Source organism: Arthrobacter sp. TB 26, from assembly GCF_000427315.1.
GTDB lineage: Bacteria > Actinomycetota > Actinomycetes > Actinomycetales > Micrococcaceae > Arthrobacter.
Map to the genome: position 1 here is coordinate 15,501 of NZ_AUPJ01000308.1, position 16,901 is coordinate 32,401.

Here is a 16,901-nt window from a genome sequence, read left to right on the forward strand (position 1 = left end):
ACGGGCTCAGCGGCGGTGCTGCCCTGAAGTGCACGCCCTGTCGCAGCTCAGATGGGTGAGTGCACCGCAGCGGAGCCCTGACCGGGGCCGTTGTCACCTGCTGGGAGCGGCGCAGGAGGAGTCCCGGTATCGCTGCCGGTAGCAGCGTCGCCGCCGGGATGTTCGGCGCCGGTGTTTGTAAAGCCCAACTCGAACCGGCATCCGCCCTCGGGGGTTTCGCCGGTGCGGATCCAGCCATGGTGGGCTGCCATGATCCCGGCGGCGATGGCCAGGCCCAGACCGCTGCCGCCACTTTCACGGGACCGGCTTTGATCAAGCCGGACAAACCGTTCAAAAATCCTTTCCCGGTCCCCCACCGGCACCGGCGGCCCGTCGTTATCGATCGTGACGAGCGCGCCGTCGTTGGTGTTCTGCAGCCGGATGCTGATCCGGGACACGGCGTGCCGGTCGGCGTTGTCCAGGACATTGCGCACGACCTGACCCAGCCGCCGCGGGTCCCCGGTGACCCGGGCAGGTTCAAGACTGACCTCGATACGGCGGTTACTGGTGGAACGAAGCCGGCGGACTTCCTCGTTCAACACATCGTCAAGGTCCACGTCTGTTGTCTCAAGCCGGAGGCCGCCGTCGTTGGTTTTGGCCAGGGTCAGCAGATCCTCCACCAGGTAACGCATCCGGGCTGTTTCACCGGCCAGGATGTCCTTCATCTGTTCCCAGGTGGCCCCGGAAGGGTCAGCGGCCGCGATCTCCACCCCGGCGCTGAGCGTCGCCAGCGGACTGCGCAGTTCGTGGCTGGCGTCCGAGACGAAGCGGCGCTGTTCCTGGTCCGAGGCCTGTAACCTCCCCAGCATCATGTTCATCGTCTCGGCCAGTGACTGGATTTCATCGGAGGTGGGAGGGACGTCCACGCGCCCGTCCAGGCTGCGGGCGCTGATACCGGCGACCTGTCCGCGGATCCGTTCAACCTGCCGCAGCGACCGCCCGACCAGCACCCAGACGGAAACACCAACGACCGCCAGCAACGCCGGGGTGGCCCCAAGAATGAACCAGGCCACCGTGGAAACGGTATCTGCCTGGACCTGGACCGTCGCGGCGACAACGACCGTGTAAAGCCGGCCGCCGACATCGACGCCGGTGGCCACCATCAGGAAGTCATCATCCTCACGCAGGCTCGGCAGCCCGGCAACGTCCTGGGTCAGGGTCTGTCCCGGACCCGGCCGCAGCGAGGTCAGCGGGGCCGCGGCCGCCGCGGGTATCGATGAAGCAAAAACTGAACCTCCCGGTGCCAGAATCTGGACGTACTGGCCGGTGTGGGCGGTGGAGGCGATGTACTGGCCGGCCTCTGAGACGTCCTGGCCGGAAATCTGTGCAATGACGTCGAAGCTTTGCTGCCGCGCCGATGTTTCCGTTGAGGCGACGAGGGAGGTCTGGAGCAGCACCAGCAGGACCAGTCCGCCCACGGCCAGTGCCGCCGCGACGACCAGGACCGCTGTCGCGGTGGCGCGTTTGCGCACACCCCAGCGCGCAGGGCGGGAGGGCGGCGGAACCCGGTCAGCATCCATGTTCCAAGGATGGGCCCGGCACCGGGCAGAAAACAAACACAGCTCCGGATCCTGTCTCAGCTGAACCTCAACCGGGCTAAGGCTCCTCTCAGCCGCCGCGGGCCACACTGGATCCATAGCCGCCCGCACCGGGAGGCGCCGGCGGACCCACAGTCCGCCAGGAAAGGATCCGGACATGAACGTCAAAGACCTGAAAACCAGGACAAAAATCGTCATCGTCAGTGCAGGAGTCCTCGGCATGGCAGGGTTGGGTCTCGGGGCCGCAAATGCGGCACCGCCGTCACCCACGACCACCCAGTCCGTCACCGCAGACACCCCCACACCCGGTGACACCGCGGATGCCCCGGGCGCCGCCGAAACCCCCACAGCCGGTGACACCGCGGATGCCCCGGGTGCCGTCGAGGGCACCGAAAAGGCAGACGCCCCGGAAGCCCCCGGTGACACCGGTCCGAACGTCGAACAGACCGGTGAGCACACCGATCCCGGCGACGCCCCCGGATCCCCGTAACACTGCCCGCGGCGCCCGCCCAGGGAAGAAGCCAGCCGGCGGCACGGACCCCAGCCCGCGCCGCCGGCATACCAGGACCCGCGAAGCACCCCCCGCTTCGCGGGTCCTCCGGCGTCCGGCAACAACACCGGCGCCATCATCGGCGTCCGGGGTGTCCCGGCAGAACGAAGGGCGACCACGATATGAGCACCCTGACCGGATTGGATCTGCTCACCGGGGGCGTTCCGGTCATCGTCGGCGCCGCGGCAGTGGCGGCGGCACTGTTCCTCCTGCTCCGCCGCGGGCGGAGTTGGTGGATGAAGATAGCCGCGGCGGTCGCCGCCGCGGCCCTGCTGGCATTGGGGACAGGCTGGTTTCTGGTCCACGTGGCCGCCGTATCAGCCCAGGAGCTGCCGTGGCCCGTTACTGCGTGGATCGGCATCGCGTGCCTGGCTATGCTGTTGGCGGGTTTGAACCTGGCCGGAACCGGCTGGCGCCGCAGAGCACTGGCACCGGTGGCCATGGCGGTGCTGATTCTGGGTGCCGCGTTGCAGGTGAATGCCTACTTCGGCGCCTACCGGACTCTCGGGGACCTGACCGGGGCCAGTACCGCAGCCATCCAGACGCTTCCGGAAGGCGCCCGAGTGGGGCCCCAGACCGCGCTCCAGCCAGCGCCCGGCCCGAAGGCGGGGCCGTTGGCGGGGACGTGGGTGAAACCCGCGGGACTCCCTGCGGCCGGGACGATAAACTCGGTGCAGATCCCGGGTGCGGTGTCCGGCTTCGCCGCCGGCAATGCCTATGTTTACCTCCCGCCGGCTTACCAGGCCGGACCCCGGCCGGCGCTGCCTGTCCTGGTCCTGGTCGCAGGCCAGCCCGGCTCGCCGGCCGACTGGATCACCGCCGGCGGGGTCAAAACCGCCATGGATGCTTTCGCCGCAACACACGACGGGCTCGCGCCCGTCGTGGTCATACCCGATGTCAACGGCTCGGCTACGGGAAACACCATGTGCATGGATTCCCGGATCGCTAAGGCCGACACTTACCTCTCGACCGATGTCCCGGCGTGGATCAAGGCCACTCTGAGGGTGGATCCTGACCCGGCCCGGTGGGCGATCGGCGGCTTCTCGTTTGGCGGGACCTGCGCCCTGCAGATGGCGTCCCTGCATGCGGATGTCTACCCGTCAGCGATCGACCTCAGCGGCGAAGCGGAACCGGCCCTGGGTCCGGACCGGGCCGCGACCGTCGGGCAGGCGTTCGGCGGCGACACGGCCGCCTTTGACGCGGTGGTGCCCCTGCAGGTGCTGGCGGCCCGGCACTACACCCACAGCAGGATTTACCTTGCCGCCGGGGCGCAGGACGGGACGTTCTCTGGCTACCAGGCCCTGGTCGCTGACGCGGCGGCCAAGGCCGGTATGGACGTCAAGACCGCCCTGGTGACCGGTCAGGGACACTCCTGGGAGGTACCGCGGCAGACTCTGGCCCCGGCCATGGCCTGGCTGGCGCCCGCGCTGGGATTGAGCCGCTGATGCCCGGCATCAGCAGCTCCGCGCATCCTCAGGTTTCTCTTACCGGCGGCAGAATAGGTTGCTAAGCATGACGGATATGGCAATCGAAACCAGCGCACTGGCTAAGACTTACGGATCAAAACAAGCCCTTGAGGCCCTGAGCCTCGAGGTTCCCCGCGGTGAGATCTTCGGCCTGCTCGGACACAACGGGGCGGGAAAAACCACCACCGTGAACATCCTGACCACGCTGCTTCCGGCCTCATCCGGCACAGCACGGATAGCGGGCCACGACGTCACCACCGGCGCTGACCGGGTGCGCCGGTCGATCGGATACCTGCCGGAAAATGTCCACTTCTACGACAACCTCACGCTGACGGAGAACTTGACGTTCTTCGCCCGGCTCTCAGGGGTTCCGGATCCCGCCGCCCGGATCGCGGCGGCACTGGAGGCCGTGGACTTCACAGGCCACGGCCAGGAGAAGATGTCCACGTTCAGTAAAGGGATGCGTCAACGGGCCGGGATCGCCCAGGCCATCCTGCACGAACCGGCGGTGCTGTTCCTGGACGAACCGACCTCCGGGCTGGACCCGCAGGGGGTGGCCAAACTACGGGAGATCATCATCAGTCTCAACCAGTCGCTGGGGATGACGGTGTTCATGAATACCCACCTCCTGGCCGAGGTGACGAAGACGTGCACCAGCATCGGGATCCTTAGTTCAGGGCGGCTGATCTACCAGAACTCCGTCGCGGCCACGCTGGGGGCGTTCCCGGACCAGGCGTCGCTGGAAGACATTTACCTCCACATCGAAGCAGGCACCCCGTCATGAGTCCCTGGGCTGCCACCGTCGGGCATGAACTGCGCAGCGCCGGCCGTGAACGCCTGCCCCAGCTGCTCCTGATGATCTTTATCGGCATGAGCGCCGCCTCGGCGTTCATCGGCTCGGCCGCGAAGGCAACCGTCACCGAGGTCTACAACTCAGCGGCCGGCCAGGGGCTGACGAACGCTGCTAATCCGTTCGGGAACGTCCCGCCCCTCTACTACGCCCGCAATACCGTCATCTACATCCTCCTGATCGGGGCCCTGCTGGCCATTGTGATCGGTGTCCAGTCTGCGATGCGGGACCGGCGTGCCCGAACGATCGATCTGGTCCTGACCCGGTGCCTGTCCCCGGCCGGCTATCTGGGCGCAAAAATGACCGGCATCGGCCTGGGGCTCCTGGCCGTGCTGGGGGCCTCGGCCCTGATCAGTGTTCTCTGCATCAGTGCGGTCACCGGAAGCATCCCCGCACCCGATCAGTTGCTCCGGCTCCTCGCACTCTTTGGCGTGGCGTGGCTCTTCCTGCTCTTTTTCGTGGCACTGGGTACCCTGAGCGGGCTCCACGCATCCAGCTACACCACTGCCCTTCTGGTCCCCATCGTGATCTGGAGCGTCATCATCTTTGTGTTGCCGCTGCTCGGTACCGCCGCGCACCCCGTCTCGCTGCTGAACCCCGTGACACCGCCCGCGGCCCCGCAGACCGGGATCTTCGCACTCACCCGATCCCTCACCGGCCCCTTGTCCCTCGGGGAGCAATTCAAACACGTCGCTGCAATCCTGCTGAAGGACCCCCAGGCCACCGGCACCATGACCGGCGGGATCACGGTGATCCTGGTCTTCCTCGCGGCCGGTATCAGCGCGGTCGTCCTGACCGGACGGACCAGTATGCGAAAGGAACTTCATGACTAGCCTCATCACGCTCTGCGGCAAAGAACTCCGGGACCTCTCCTGCAACCGCTCCGTGCGGCTGCTCATCGCCTTCCTGGCCGTTGTCGTCGTGCTCTCCGTCCTGGTAGCGGCCGCAGACTTCCGGACCAAAACTGCCGACTACACCAGCTACCTTGCCGCCCTCAAAGCCTCCGGCGGTGCCGTCAATGCCCCCCCGCCGGATCTCTTCCCGCTACAGATGCTCCGGGCGGGCATGGAGTACCTGGAAATCGTCGGGAGCCTCTTCGCCGTGATCCTCGGTTACGGGCTGATCGCCAAGGAAAAGAACAACGGGACCCTGGAACTACTCTTCACCCGACCGCTGGGCCGGCACAGCTTCGCCGCCGGAAAAATTCTGGCCGCCCTCGTCATCTGGACCGCCGTCACCGCAGCCCTCTTCGCCGTCATCACCGCGACCCTGCTGATCGCCGGCAACGCCCCCCTGACAGGAACAGACTTCATCCGGTTGATCATCGCCGCAGCGCACACCACCATCTATCTCACCCTGTGGTCGCTCGCAGCGCTGGCCCTGGCCGCCCTCACCCGCTCCCCGGCCACCGGGCTGGTCCTGGCCCTGGTCCTATGGCTCGTCGTGGTCCTGGTCATCCCGCAGATCGGCGACACCATGGACCCGGACAACCAGATCCCCGGAGGCCTGTTCGCGAGCCTCCAGATCGACAAAGCCCACGAACACGCCGTCATGGCCAACTTCACCGGCTACGAAACATCCCGGGACCTCATCGAACAGACCTCCCTGACCAAGCAATACGAACGTCCCCTGTTCGCCTGGCTAGGCATCAAGGACCAATACAACCAACAGTCCCCGGCATTTGTGTGGGCAGGGACCTTCAACCACACCCTCTGGCTCCTCGCCGGATTCGCCGCAGCAGCGGCCGCCGCGCTCCTGGCCGGCACCAGGGACAAACTCCTCCGAAAGGCCTAAGAACATGAAGACGCTCACCCTTAAGAAGATTCTCCCCCTGGCGCTGGTCGTCATCGCCGCCCTGGCCGCGATCCTGATCTGGCAGGGGACCTCCGGCGCCGGCGCCCCCGCCCCCGGGACCTCCTCAACGGCCCCGGCGGCCACCGTGCTTCCCGTCACGAAAAACCCCATCACCGCTACCGGGACCGCCCCCGGACTGACCATCAGCAAGGCCAAGGCCGAAGACAACACCGACCCGCAGACCAACGCAGCAGTTCCGGACCGGCTTCAATTCACCCTGAGCAACTCCACCGCCGCGCCGCTTGGCGGCCTGGAGGTGTACTACACCATGAAGGATGCTGGCACCGGACAGATGGAGTCCTACTACCAGAAACTCGACGGACTGACCCTGGCACCGGATACCTCCGCCACAGTGTATTTCGACAACGGCACCGGACCCGGGCACTACCCGGAAAACAAATACAGCCTCTACCGCACCTCAACCAACGAAGTAAAAATCAGCGTCGAAGCCGCCGCACCCGGGCTCGCTCCCGCTACCGCGACCGCCACGAAAGCCAAAGGCACCGGCGAAAAAATCGACTAAACGGGCACCCTCCGGGGCCACGCACCGGTCCAGGAACACGTCTCAGGATTCCCTCAGGCCCCACCACGCATGCTGGTAGTACCGATACGAACCCGCAGGAGGCACCATCATGCAGATCCCTACTAGCCCGGGCCTGACTGCCGCTACTGGATCAGGGCGCCCGGCGGACCGGCAGCAGAAGGTCACGTCATGACCTGGATCATCGACGCCGTCCGCAACGCCGGGCCCCTTCCCGCCTACCTGATCATCGGCGCGCTGGTCTTCGCCGAAGACGCCCTGTTCATCGGTTTCATCCTGCCCGGCGAAACCGCAGCCGTCCTCGGCGGGGTCCTGGCCAGTCAGAACCATCTCCAGCTCTGGCTGGTCCTGGTCCTCGTCGTCGCCGCCGCTATCGCCGGGGACACCGTCGGATACCAGATCGGACGCCATTTCGGTTCCCGGATCCTGGAAATCTCTTTACTCCAAAAACGCCGGTCCCAGCTGGACCGCGCACGGGACCTGCTGGCCCGCAAGGGAGGATCCGCTGTGTTCCTGGGACGGTTCACCGCCTTCTTCCGCGCCGTCATGCCCGCCCTTGCCGGGCTCTCCCACATGCCCTACCGCCGGTTCCTGACCTTTAACATCGCCGGCGGCGCCATCTGGGGGGCTGCGGTGGTCCTGGCCGGATACTTCGCCGGAAACGCCTACCTCACGGCCGCCAAAACTTTCGGCCCCGCAGCAACCATCGCGCTGCTGGCCGTCCTCACCGCCGCCGCGGCCGCGTGGTACGTCCGAAAAAAGATCAAAGCCCGAACCGGACATGACCCGGCTGCGCCGGCACTCCAGAACAACACCTCCGGCCACCGGGTGCCCTTGGGAACCAGCCACGGCGGGAACGACATTGCATCCGTCTTGACCGGCCCCTCCCTGGGACCGGAGATCAACGTCCGTTGCAAGCCGGCAAGGAGACCGGAATGAAATCAACTAAATTCACAGACCGGCTACAGGCACCGCATCAGCGGCACCGGAGCCATCAGGAAGACCCTCAACCGGCTGCCGGAAACGGCCGGTGCCGGCCCAAACCGGGCACTCACACACGAGAGGACGCCCGCCCATCCGCGACAGGCACCAGCCCGCACCCCCACGGCGATTTGTCGCCATACAGGGTCCGGCAACTGCCCGGTTGCAACGGATCAGAGAGTTGCCCGCAGGATCCGGAAGCGAACATTCCGAAGAAAGGAACGAGCCAATGCACTTTGAAGAGCCCCGCGTTCCCGTAACCGGTGCGGATCCCCGCGCCGGAGGACCTGGAAACGGCGCAGCCATGTCGCTGGAAAACCAGGCCCGGGACATCATCCAAACGGTACTGGCCGAGACCGACCCGCGAGCCGCACGGGTCAGGGGCCGCCTGCGCAGCCTGCTCGCTGTCCACCCGGATGACCACGTCGCCGTACTCCGGGAACACCTGATCCTGACCCGGGGGCTGGCCCGAACTCCGTGCCCTACCCCCGGGGAACATCCCGGAATGGCCGCGGAACTGATAAGCCGGCCACGGTTCGACGTTACTTATCGATGACAAACAAAGAAGGAGCAGTCATGACACTGCAGCCCGAAACGGCTCTTCACCCTGGCGACACGTTAACGTCCGCGAACGGTCTTTACGGGTTGATGTATCAGGCGGACGGGAACCTGGTGCTCTACGGACCGGACGGGCCCCTGTGGGATTCCCAGACCGACGGCCGCCCGGCCGGGGTGTGCATCATGCAGGCCGACGGGAACCTCGTGCTCTACGGACCGGACGAGGAATATGTGTGGGACAGCCAAACAGACAACAATCCCGGGAGCCGGCTCATCATTCAAGATGACGGAAACGTGGTCATCTACCGGCCCGAGGGCACCGCGGCATGGGCGACGGAGACATCCGTACCGGCCGGCAACGCTGTCCATGGCGATGTAATACAGTCCGGCGCAGTGCTCAACCCCAGAGATGCGGTCCGCTCCGCGAACGGTCTTTACGGGTTGATGTATCAGGCGGACGGGAACCTGGTGCTCTACGGACCGGACGGGCCCCTGTGGGATTCCCAGACCGACGGCCGCCCGGCCGGGGTGTGCATCATGCAGGCCGACGGGAACCTCGTGCTCTACGGACCGGACGAGGAATATGTGTGGGACAGCCAAACAGACAACAATCCCGGGAGCCGGCTCATCATTCAAGATGACGGAAACGTGGTCATCTACCGGCCCGACGGCACCGCGACATGGGTAACGGGAACCCGCTAAGGGGCGCAAGAAGGCCACGATCCACACGACCCGACGCTGACCTACGACAAATCACCGGCTCGGACCGGTCGGAAAACGTAGACGGGGAAGACCGGAATATCAGCACCAGCCATTTAGCCGTTCACGATACCTAGCGCCCAAAAATCAGTTTCAAGCCCTCGGGCCTCAGTTCCCCGGTAGGTGAGACGTGCCGGTAGAGAGCTTGGCGGGTGATGCCGAGTTCGGTGCAGAGGTCGCTTATTTTGGTTTCAGGTTTTCCCATGGACGCCAGTGCGAGACGGAGTTTCGCTGGCGTCATTTTGTAGGGGCGTCCGCCGTTCCGGGCACGGGCAGAGGCGAGACTGGCGAGAGGGTACGGTGGGCCAGCATGATTACTGAATCGCGTCTGCCGCTACGGGCCTCGGGATCGCACAAGCTAGCTCACAATCACAGCGTCTAATGGCCCATCTCTGCATGTGCCGGGATAGCCGGAACCCCGGATACAGAGAGGCCAAAATGATTCTCCAAAGATCCACGACCGCTGCGATTGATCCGAAGGGGCAGGGGCAGGCAGTTGTCCGCTCTGCGGATACGCCCGAGAGAACGGGGCTTTCTGCGCCAGAGGTTGCTGGGCGGGTCAAGGCCGGTCTGACCAATGTTGTGCCCGATCGGTCCAGCCGGAGCCTGTGGGATATTTTCAGGGCCAACGTCCTGACCCTTTTCAACGCCATTGTCGCTGGCAGCTTCGTATTGCTCCTGCTGCTGGGTCAGTGGCGGGACGCGTTGTTCGGATTCGCGGCCGTCAGTAACGCCCTGATCGGTGTCGTACAGGAATACAGGGCGAAGAAATCTTTGGATCGACTTGCCGTTCTCAACTCCCCGAGAGCACGCGTATTGCGGGACGGCATGGTTCAGGAGATCGCCGTTGAAGACGTTGTTCAGGACGATATCCTGGTCCTCAGAGCCGGCGATCAGGTCCCGGCGGATGCGGTGGTGCTGGACGCGGAGGCTCTGGAAGTCGATGAGTCCCTACTCACCGGCGAATCAGACCCCGTGGAAAAGGGCGCCGGCGCCGAAGTGCTGTCCGGCTCCAGCATCATCAGCGGCCAGGGCAGGGCATCGGTCACGCAGGTGGGTGCGGCGTCCTTCGCGAGCCGTCTGACGGCCGAGGCCAAACGCTTCACCCTGGTCCATTCAGAGATCCGCCAGGGGCTCAACCGGATCCTTCGATGGATCACCCTGGCACTGCTGCCCATTATGGCCATCGTCCTCAACTCACAGATGCAGGGACAGGGTGGATGGCAGCACGCCATCGCCACCGGAAGCTGGAAAACCGGGGCAGTCGGTGCAGTGGCGAGCGTCATCGCCATGATTCCGCTGGGCCTGGTCCTCATGACAAGTATCGCTTTCGCCGTGGGCGCCGTCCGGCTGGCGCGTCAAAAAGTGCTCATTCAGGAACTGGCCGCGGTGGAGGGCCTCGCCCGGGTCGACGTGCTGTGCCTGGATAAGACAGGTACCCTCACCGTGGGCCGGATCGTTTTCGACGCCACCCATAAGTCGGGCACCGAACCGCCCGCAGGGTGGCAGCAGGTCCTGGGCTGGTTCGGCGCAGACCCGAATGCCAACGCCACCGCCCGGTGTCTCGCCGGCGCCTTTCCGGACGACGGCGCGCTCCGCCCGCTGTCCGCAGTGCCGTTTTCCTCCGCAAGGAAGTGGAGTGCGGTCAGCTTCCCCGCCGGCAGCCCCCTCGCCGGCACATGGCTGTTGGGAGCCCCGGAGGTGGTCCTTGACCCAAGGACCAACGGCGCCGGCCAAGCACTCGAAATAGCGGCCCGACTCGCCACCACAGGTCTGCGAACACTGGTTCTTGCCCACACGCCCGGGACACCCATCGCCCGAGGCGAGCACGAAGCGGAGCTCCCCGCCGCCCTGGCTCCCGCCGTTCTTCTGACCTTTCGTGAAAAAGTCCGTCCGGACGCAGCACAGACCCTGTCCTATTTCAGGGATCAGGGCGTCGGAGTGAGGATCATCTCCGGGGACGATCCCCGTACCGTCGCAGCGGTCGCGCGGGAGGTCGGTGTAGACACCAATGGCGGCTTCGACGCCCGTCAACTGCCCGAAGACCCCGAGGAGCTGGCTGATGTGATGGAACACCATAACGTGTTCGGCCGGGTCACCCCCGCCCAGAAGAAGGACATGGTCCGGGCATTGCAAAGGCGCGGGCACGTCGTGGCCATGACCGGTGACGGCGTCAACGACGCCCTGGCACTGAAGGAAGCCGACATCGGCATCGCCATGGATACGGCTGCGGCCGCGACCAAAGCCGTGTCGCGGCTGGTATTACTGGACGGCCGGTTCGACAGGCTCCCGGGCGTCGTCGCGGAAGGCCGCCGCGTCATCGCCAACATCGAGCGCGTCTCCATGCTGTTCCTGGCCAAAACGGCCTACGCGGTCATCCTCTCGGTAATGTTCGGCGCACTGCTCTGGGGGTTCCCGTTCCTGCCCCGCCAGTTATCTGTCACGGACGGCATCACCATAGGAATCCCTGCCTTCTTCCTGGCACTGATGCCGAACGCCCGCCGCTACCGGGCAGGATTCCTGAAACGCTCGCTGTCCTTCGCCGTCCCGGCCGGGCTCATCATCGCCCTCGCCATCCTCACCATCAACGCATATTCCCTCATAAAGGTTTCGGACACCGGCGCCGCGGCACGGACCGGTTCCGTGCTTGTCCTGACGCTGTGCGCATTATGGGTGTTGGTCGTTCTCTCGCGGCCACTGAACCACTGGCGGGTCCTGATCATTGGTGTCATGTATGCCGCGTTGGCGCTCGTCCTGACGGTGCCTCCACTTCGGGATTTCTTCGAGTTCACCGAGCTTGGGCGAGAACACCTGGCGACATCGGTGCTCGTCGCCCTCACTGGGGTCCTGGCCATCGAACTCCTGTTCCGGTTCCACCACCGCCGGCTCAACGCGGACCCTGTGTCCACTATTTAGGGACAACACCGCAAAGAAGATGATTTGATTACCGGAGCCTACAACCAGTCGGCGATCGCAACGCTTGTGGAACACACCACGCGCTACGTGATGCTCGTGCACCTGCCCACAGACCACACCACCGAATCCATGCGGGACGGGCTCATCAAGACAATGGCCACGCTGCCGCAACATCTGCGCGGATCCCTGACCTGGGACCAGGGTGCGGAAATGGCCCTACACACGTCAATCGGCATCGCCACGGACATGGAAGTGTACTTCTGCGACCCCGCCAGCCCCCGGCAGCGCGGATCCAACGAGAACACCAACGGCTTGCTGCGACAACACTTCCCCAAAGGCACCGCCCCGAACGCCTTACGAACCCGAGGATAAGGAGCACATCGCCCAGGAACTCCAAGGACGACCACGAGAGACCCTTGGATGGGATACCCCCGCGGAGCGTCTGCGCGGTTTACTGATAGCCAATTGCCCTCGGGTGTTGTATCAACCCTCGAAACCGCCGGCCTGTTCTCCATGCCATCGTCGCAGCAGCGTTCCCTCTGGCCAATGCCCAAAGTTCTTGCACCCGTGAGAGACGGTGACGCCTAAGCGGATTCGGTCTAGGCTTCGGCCAACAGCTTGGCACCGTCCGGGCGCAGTTCCCCGGCGGGTGAGACGTGCCGGTAGAGGGTTTGTCGTGTGATGCCGAGCTCGATACAGAGGTCGCCGACCTTGGTTCCGGGCTTTCCCATGGAGGCCATGGCGAGCCGGAGCTTGGCGGGCGTCATCTTATAGGGACGTCCGCCATTGCGGCCGCGGGCGCGGGCGGAGGCAAGGCCGGCGAGAGTGCGTTCGGAGATCAGCTCGCGTTCGAACTCGGCGAGGGCGGCGAAGATTCCGAAGACCAGCTTCCCGGAGGCCGTCGTGGTGTCGATGGCGGCACCCTGCCCGGTGAGGACTTTGAGGCCGATGCCGCGTTCGGTGAGGTCGTGGACGATGTTGACCAGATGGCGGAGGTCCCGGCCGAGCCGGTCGAGCTTCCAGACCATAAGAATGTCGCCGTGGCGCAGGGCTTTGAGGCAAGCGGCCAGCTGGGGCCGGTCATCCTTCTTTCCCGAGGCCCTCTCCTCATAGAGGGATTCGGGGCCGATGCCGGCGGCCAGGAGCGCGTCGCGCTGCATGTCCGTCGTCTGGGACCCGTCGGCCTTCGAGACGCGCATATACCCGACCAGCATGCTTCGACCCCCTTGTCATTTATACGTTCGTTAAAATGACACCACTCCCCCAATCCACGGAAGTCGGCGTCTATGTCACTTTACCCGTCATCTTATCTACGTATTGTAGACGCGACCGCGACGGAGATTGCGTGACACGAAAGTCGCCGCCCCCAGAACATGCCTAAAGGGTGTGACTTTTAGTCGGAGTTGGCGGTTAAATCGCAGTTTAGATTGGCGGTTTGTCGTCCCGCCAGGGAGCCATCAACGGGTGAGCGGCAGTTCATGGGACAGCGCGCATTGGGGGCTGACCGGTCGAGCGGCGGTATGTCTCCTGATTTATCCGTTGACTCCGCCGCTGCAGGTCTCGCCGGGTTCGGGTGTCTGCGGACCCTGCTGAAATGCTTTGATGAATGCGAACAGCCGCGGATCTGCCGGGTCTGTGACGCTTAGTTGTTTTCCCCAGGCGGTTGCTTCGATGAGGGATCCCTGTCCGGGAAAGGGACTGACCAACACGTGGCTCTGGTTGGTTGCAAGCCGGGCGAGTTTGGCGATGTCATCGGCGGGAAGCCCGGGTTGGTAGCTGATCCAGACGGCACCGTGTTCAAGGGAGTGCACTGCCCGGGTTTCCTGCACGGGCCGGTCGTAGGCTCCGCAGTTCGTCCACACCGGTGAGTGGTCTCCGCCGACGCCGGGACGTTGCGGATAGGTCGCCGCGGTCTGGACGTGGTTCCTGCTCAGGCCGGCATAGCTGATGACTCCTTCGATCACGGTCGGGCCCTTCTCTGCTGACGGGGTCGGTTGACCGCTGCCGTTTGCGGTGAGCCCGTAGGTGAGCGCGCCGGCTGCGAGGAGGAGTGGCACGCCGACGGCGATCAATGGCCGCTGCAATCGGGCGGGCGACCTGGACCCTTTTGTGTTGGTGGGTGAGCGTTGCTGTGAACCGGGTGTTGACCGGGGTTTCATGAGGCCACCTTCGGGCGCTGTTAACGGTTGCTTGTTTGCGTGACGGGTTGCTGGTCCGCTGCGGCCCGCCTACGGTGCGGTCGTGGCAGGCTTCTGGAAGAGGGTGCCTTCGAGGATGCTGCCGTGGAAGGTCCGCGCGGCGACGATGATCCACGCGGCGACCAGCAGGGTGTAGCCTGCGACGGCCATTGCGTCGAACACGGCGAGGTGGGTGTGGGCGGCGAGGCCGGTCAGGCCGGTGACGCAGGTTCCGATGGGGAAGGTGAAGGACCACCAGGTCAGGGAGAACGGCAGGCCCCGACGGGCGGTGCGGATCGTGATGGCGGTTGCGAGGGCGGCCCACATGAGCGCGAAGCCCAGAACCGGCACCCCGTACAAGACGCCGAAGGCTTCCATCGCCCGGGCCAGGGTCCCGGACACGGCGAGGTGGGCGTTCCCGCCCAGGAGGTTCGCGGCGGTGATGGACTGGCCCAGCGGGCCCAGCACGATCCACAAGGTGGGCACTGCCGCGGCGGCCCCGATCTTGTGCCCGGCGAGGCGGTTCCAGATCAGTGTGGTGATGATGATGGAGGCCAGCAGGCTCAGTCCGAACATCGCGTAGCAGCCCATCAGCAGGGTCAGGCGTGCTTGCCCGGCCGGGACGTAGGGCAGCAGCAGGGCCCCGGTGGAAGCCGAAACCATGGGCGGGACGACGGGCATAAGCCAGCCGCCGAACGCACTGTCCTGTGTGACCTGATGCCGGGTGAACTGCAGGTACGGGACAGCGACGGCGCTGGCCAGCCCCAGAAGGGTCCCGGCGATCCACAGCACCGCATCGATGCCGAGTGCCAGCTGTTCGCCCAGGACGTCTTTGCCCAGCAGCAGGGTACCGGCGCCGACGGTGAGCAACGCCATGGGCGGTGCGCCGTAGAAGTGCGCCATCACCGGATGGCCGTGGTGGCTTCGGGCGGTTTCCCGGTGCCGGATCCAGTGCACCCCGGTCGCGGCACTCAGCAGGATCAGCAGCAGGGACGCCAGAGCCCAGACGACGGTGGCGCCAGTGCGCAGGCCGGGAAACTGCAGGGGCAGCGTCGCGGCCGCGGTCGCGACGATCCCGGTACCCATGATGGAGGCGAACCAGTTCGGGGTCAGGTTCGCGAACAGCTCCGAGGACCTATCCAGACGGCGCAGGACGCGCCGGCCCCCAGTACGGCGACCATGGGTCTGTGCCGGTGGTGTGGAGTGGTGTTCGTCGGCGGTCAGCAGCAGAGATTCCATACCTTCCATGCTCCCGGACCGGGACCTGCCGCAGTAGGGGGCATACACTTGTCAGGGTACAAGCCGGACTTGTATCACATGTGACGTTTCTGAAGGAGATTCCCCGATGCTCAGCCCCCGGATACCGGATCTCTCCGCCCTGGAAATGCTCGCCGCGGTCCATGATCTGGGATCCCTCTCCGCCGCCGGGAAACGCCTTGGACTGTCCCAGCAGGCTGTCTCCTCCCGGATGCGTTCCCTGGAGTCCCAGATCGGATCCGCCCTGCTGACCCGGACACCGCGGGGATCCACCCTGACAGAATCAGGTGCACTGGTCGCAGGGTGGGCGGCGGAGGTCCTCGCAGCCGCGGAACGCCTGGACGCCGGAATCGCCTCGCTCCGATCCGACACCGCCCGGCAACTGAAGGTCGCGGCCAGCCAGACCATCGCCGAACACCTGCTGCCGCTCTGGCTGGTCGCGCTGCGCCGCCAGCAGGAGAGCCTCGGACTCGTCCCCACCGTCGTGGAGTTGACGGTGAACAACAGTGAAGCCACCGTAGCCCTGGTCCGATCCGGACAGGCAGCCATCGGCTTCATCGAAAGCCCGCACCTCCCCCCGGACCTGAGCGCAGCGGCGGTACAGAACGATGACATGGTCCTGGTCGTCGCCCCGGAGCACCCCTGGGCCCGGCGCCGGACCCCCGTCACAGCAGCCGAACTGGCAGCAACCGCGCTGGTCACCAGGGAACACGGCAGCGGCACCCGGGACGCCCTCGAGCACCTGCTCACCGCCGCAGGGGCCCCGCCCCTGGCAGATCCGCTGGTGGAACTCTCCACGACGGCGGCCGTCCGCTCCGCCATCGCAGCCGGCACGGCCCCCGGAGTACTCAGCGCACTGGCCGTCCGCGACGACCTCGCCCTGCAACGGCTCATCGCCGTTCCCGTCCGCGGGCTACCCCTGCGCCGCACCCTGACCGCCCTTTGGCAGACCGGCCCCACACCACCGCCCGGACCGGCCCGTGACCTGGCAGCCATCGCCGCCAGAGCTGTCCCGGGAGCCGGCACCCGCCGTAAGTCATGAAACCAGGCGACTTCGCGAAGTAGGGAGGTTGGGCTGCCTAAAACGACCGTATCTGCTACAAACCAGCCGACTCAATGAAGAGATTCGATGCACCCCCGAATTTTGTAGCGGAACCCAGTGCCGGATTCTATGTGCCGGTTCTTCTGCTGGTTGACGGGTATTGGTACATTTGGGCGCATGGGACATCTGTTGGGCTATGCCCGGGTATCGACCGGGGACCAAGACGCGGCTCTGCAGCAGGACGCGTTGAAGGCGGCCGGCTGCTACCGCATCTTCACGGACACGGCTTCCGGGTCTCTGGAGTCCCGGCCGGAACTGACCAAGGTTCTGGATCAGCTACGGCCCGGGGACACTTTGGTTGTGTGGCGGCTGG

15 protein-coding genes and 3 pseudogenes (1 of these 18 only partly in view) are annotated in these 16,901 nt (G+C 65.4%); 13 read left to right on the forward strand and 5 right to left on the reverse strand.

Annotated features, from left to right (window positions below):
- Positions 1–47: 47 nt before the first annotated feature.
- Positions 48–1,559: an ATP-binding protein gene (locus K789_RS0111240; RefSeq protein ID WP_024366849.1), complete on the reverse strand. Its 1,512-nt coding sequence runs from the start codon at positions 1,557–1,559 to the stop codon at positions 48–50.
- A 175-nt stretch (positions 1,560–1,734) separates the two neighbouring features.
- Here K789_RS0111240 and K789_RS22905 point away from each other — a divergent pair, with 175 nt between their 5' ends.
- The 9 genes from K789_RS22905 (at position 1,735) to K789_RS0111285 (ending at position 9,079) form a co-directional block, all read left to right on the forward strand.
- Positions 1,735–2,067, forward strand: a complete 333-nt coding sequence (locus K789_RS22905; RefSeq protein ID WP_024366850.1) for a hypothetical protein — start codon at positions 1,735–1,737, stop codon at positions 2,065–2,067.
- Positions 2,068–2,249: 182 nt separating this feature from the next.
- Positions 2,250–3,572, forward strand: a complete 1,323-nt coding sequence (locus tag K789_RS0111250; RefSeq protein WP_024366851.1) for an alpha/beta hydrolase — start codon at positions 2,250–2,252, stop codon at positions 3,570–3,572.
- A gap of 67 nt (positions 3,573–3,639) precedes the next feature.
- Positions 3,640–4,377 carry an ABC transporter ATP-binding protein gene (locus K789_RS0111255; RefSeq protein ID WP_024366852.1) on the forward strand — a complete coding sequence of 246 codons (738 nt, stop codon included), beginning with the start codon at positions 3,640–3,642 and terminating at the stop codon, positions 4,375–4,377.
- Complete coding sequence (locus K789_RS0111260; protein ID WP_024366853.1) at positions 4,374–5,276, forward strand: ABC transporter permease; 903 nt, start codon at positions 4,374–4,376, stop codon at positions 5,274–5,276. The genes K789_RS0111255 and K789_RS0111260 overlap by 4 nt, the downstream gene beginning before the upstream one ends.
- On the forward strand, positions 5,269–6,237 hold the full coding sequence (locus tag K789_RS0111265; protein WP_024366854.1) for an ABC transporter permease: 969 nt from the start codon (positions 5,269–5,271) through the stop codon (positions 6,235–6,237). Before K789_RS0111260 ends, K789_RS0111265 begins: the two co-directional genes overlap by 8 nt.
- Positions 6,238–6,241: 4 nt before the next feature.
- On the forward strand, positions 6,242–6,820 hold the full coding sequence (locus K789_RS0111270) for a hypothetical protein (RefSeq protein ID WP_024366855.1): 579 nt from the start codon (positions 6,242–6,244) through the stop codon (positions 6,818–6,820).
- Positions 6,821–7,009: 189 nt separating this feature from the next.
- On the forward strand, positions 7,010–7,777 hold the full coding sequence (locus K789_RS0111275) for a DedA family protein (RefSeq protein WP_024366856.1): 768 nt from the start codon (positions 7,010–7,012) through the stop codon (positions 7,775–7,777).
- A 271-nt stretch (positions 7,778–8,048) separates the two neighbouring features.
- Positions 8,049–8,375, forward strand: a complete 327-nt coding sequence (locus K789_RS25115) for a hypothetical protein (protein WP_128081611.1) — start codon at positions 8,049–8,051, stop codon at positions 8,373–8,375.
- A 20-nt stretch (positions 8,376–8,395) separates the two neighbouring features.
- A complete protein-coding gene (locus K789_RS0111285; protein WP_024366858.1) occupies positions 8,396–9,079 on the forward strand; it encodes a hypothetical protein in 684 nt (227 codons plus the stop codon).
- Between the two features lie 130 nt (positions 9,080–9,209).
- On the opposite strand, the pseudogene K789_RS26190 reads toward K789_RS0111285, so the two are convergent.
- A pseudogene (locus K789_RS26190) lies at positions 9,210–9,428 on the reverse strand (recombinase family protein); the annotation flags it as partial.
- Between the two features lie 146 nt (positions 9,429–9,574).
- Between K789_RS26190 and K789_RS0111290 the strand changes: the two are divergent.
- Together K789_RS0111290 and K789_RS22910 are read left to right on the forward strand one after the other, a co-directional pair.
- Complete coding sequence (locus K789_RS0111290) at positions 9,575–12,052, forward strand: cation-translocating P-type ATPase (protein ID WP_024366859.1); 2,478 nt, start codon at positions 9,575–9,577, stop codon at positions 12,050–12,052.
- 15 nt (positions 12,053–12,067) lie between these two features.
- Positions 12,068–12,509 (forward strand): annotated as a pseudogene (locus K789_RS22910) (IS30 family transposase); the annotation flags it as partial.
- Between the two features lie 142 nt (positions 12,510–12,651).
- Here K789_RS22910 and K789_RS0111300 read toward each other — a convergent pair.
- The 3 genes from K789_RS0111300 to K789_RS0111310 all read right to left on the reverse strand — a co-directional run bounded on the left by K789_RS0111300 (position 12,652) and on the right by K789_RS0111310 (position 15,468).
- Positions 12,652–13,266: a recombinase family protein gene (locus tag K789_RS0111300; protein WP_024366861.1), complete on the reverse strand. Its 615-nt coding sequence runs from the start codon at positions 13,264–13,266 to the stop codon at positions 12,652–12,654.
- 318 nt (positions 13,267–13,584) lie between these two features.
- Positions 13,585–14,109: a DUF3105 domain-containing protein gene (locus tag K789_RS0111305; protein ID WP_237739579.1), complete on the reverse strand. Its 525-nt coding sequence runs from the start codon at positions 14,107–14,109 to the stop codon at positions 13,585–13,587.
- A 171-nt stretch (positions 14,110–14,280) separates the two neighbouring features.
- Positions 14,281–15,468, reverse strand: coding sequence for a TDT family transporter (locus K789_RS0111310; RefSeq protein WP_024366863.1), 1,188 nt, complete (start codon positions 15,466–15,468; stop codon positions 14,281–14,283).
- Positions 15,469–15,574: 106 nt separating this feature from the next.
- Here K789_RS0111310 and K789_RS0111315 point away from each other — a divergent pair, with 106 nt between their 5' ends.
- Positions 15,575–16,528, forward strand: a complete 954-nt coding sequence (locus K789_RS0111315) for a LysR family transcriptional regulator (RefSeq protein ID WP_024366864.1) — start codon at positions 15,575–15,577, stop codon at positions 16,526–16,528.
- Between the two features lie 177 nt (positions 16,529–16,705).
- A pseudogene (locus K789_RS22915) lies at positions 16,706–16,901 on the forward strand (recombinase family protein); it runs 408 nt beyond the window's last position.

Bases quoted from the DNA above. Each gene is read 5' to 3' on its own strand.
- K789_RS0111240 (WP_024366849.1), bottom strand. From the start codon at position 1,559: ATGGATGCTGACCGGGTTCCGCCGCCCTCCCGCCCTGCGCGCTGGGGT.
- K789_RS22905 (WP_024366850.1), top strand. From the start codon at position 1,735: ATGAACGTCAAAGACCTGAAAACCAGGACAAAAATCGTCATCGTCAGT.
- K789_RS0111250 (WP_024366851.1), top strand. From the start codon at position 2,250: ATGAGCACCCTGACCGGATTGGATCTGCTCACCGGGGGCGTTCCGGTC.
- K789_RS0111255 (WP_024366852.1), top strand. From the start codon at position 3,640: ATGACGGATATGGCAATCGAAACCAGCGCACTGGCTAAGACTTACGGA.
- K789_RS0111260 (WP_024366853.1), top strand. From the start codon at position 4,374: ATGAGTCCCTGGGCTGCCACCGTCGGGCATGAACTGCGCAGCGCCGGC.
- K789_RS0111265 (WP_024366854.1), top strand. From the start codon at position 5,269: ATGACTAGCCTCATCACGCTCTGCGGCAAAGAACTCCGGGACCTCTCC.
- K789_RS0111270 (WP_024366855.1), top strand. From the start codon at position 6,242: ATGAAGACGCTCACCCTTAAGAAGATTCTCCCCCTGGCGCTGGTCGTC.
- K789_RS0111275 (WP_024366856.1), top strand. From the start codon at position 7,010: ATGACCTGGATCATCGACGCCGTCCGCAACGCCGGGCCCCTTCCCGCC.
- K789_RS25115 (WP_128081611.1), top strand. From the start codon at position 8,049: ATGCACTTTGAAGAGCCCCGCGTTCCCGTAACCGGTGCGGATCCCCGC.
- K789_RS0111285 (WP_024366858.1), top strand. From the start codon at position 8,396: ATGACACTGCAGCCCGAAACGGCTCTTCACCCTGGCGACACGTTAACG.
- K789_RS0111290 (WP_024366859.1), top strand. From the start codon at position 9,575: ATGATTCTCCAAAGATCCACGACCGCTGCGATTGATCCGAAGGGGCAG.
- K789_RS0111300 (WP_024366861.1), bottom strand. From the start codon at position 13,266: ATGCTGGTCGGGTATATGCGCGTCTCGAAGGCCGACGGGTCCCAGACG.
- K789_RS0111310 (WP_024366863.1), bottom strand. From the start codon at position 15,468: ATGGAATCTCTGCTGCTGACCGCCGACGAACACCACTCCACACCACCG.
- K789_RS0111315 (WP_024366864.1), top strand. From the start codon at position 15,575: ATGCTCAGCCCCCGGATACCGGATCTCTCCGCCCTGGAAATGCTCGCC.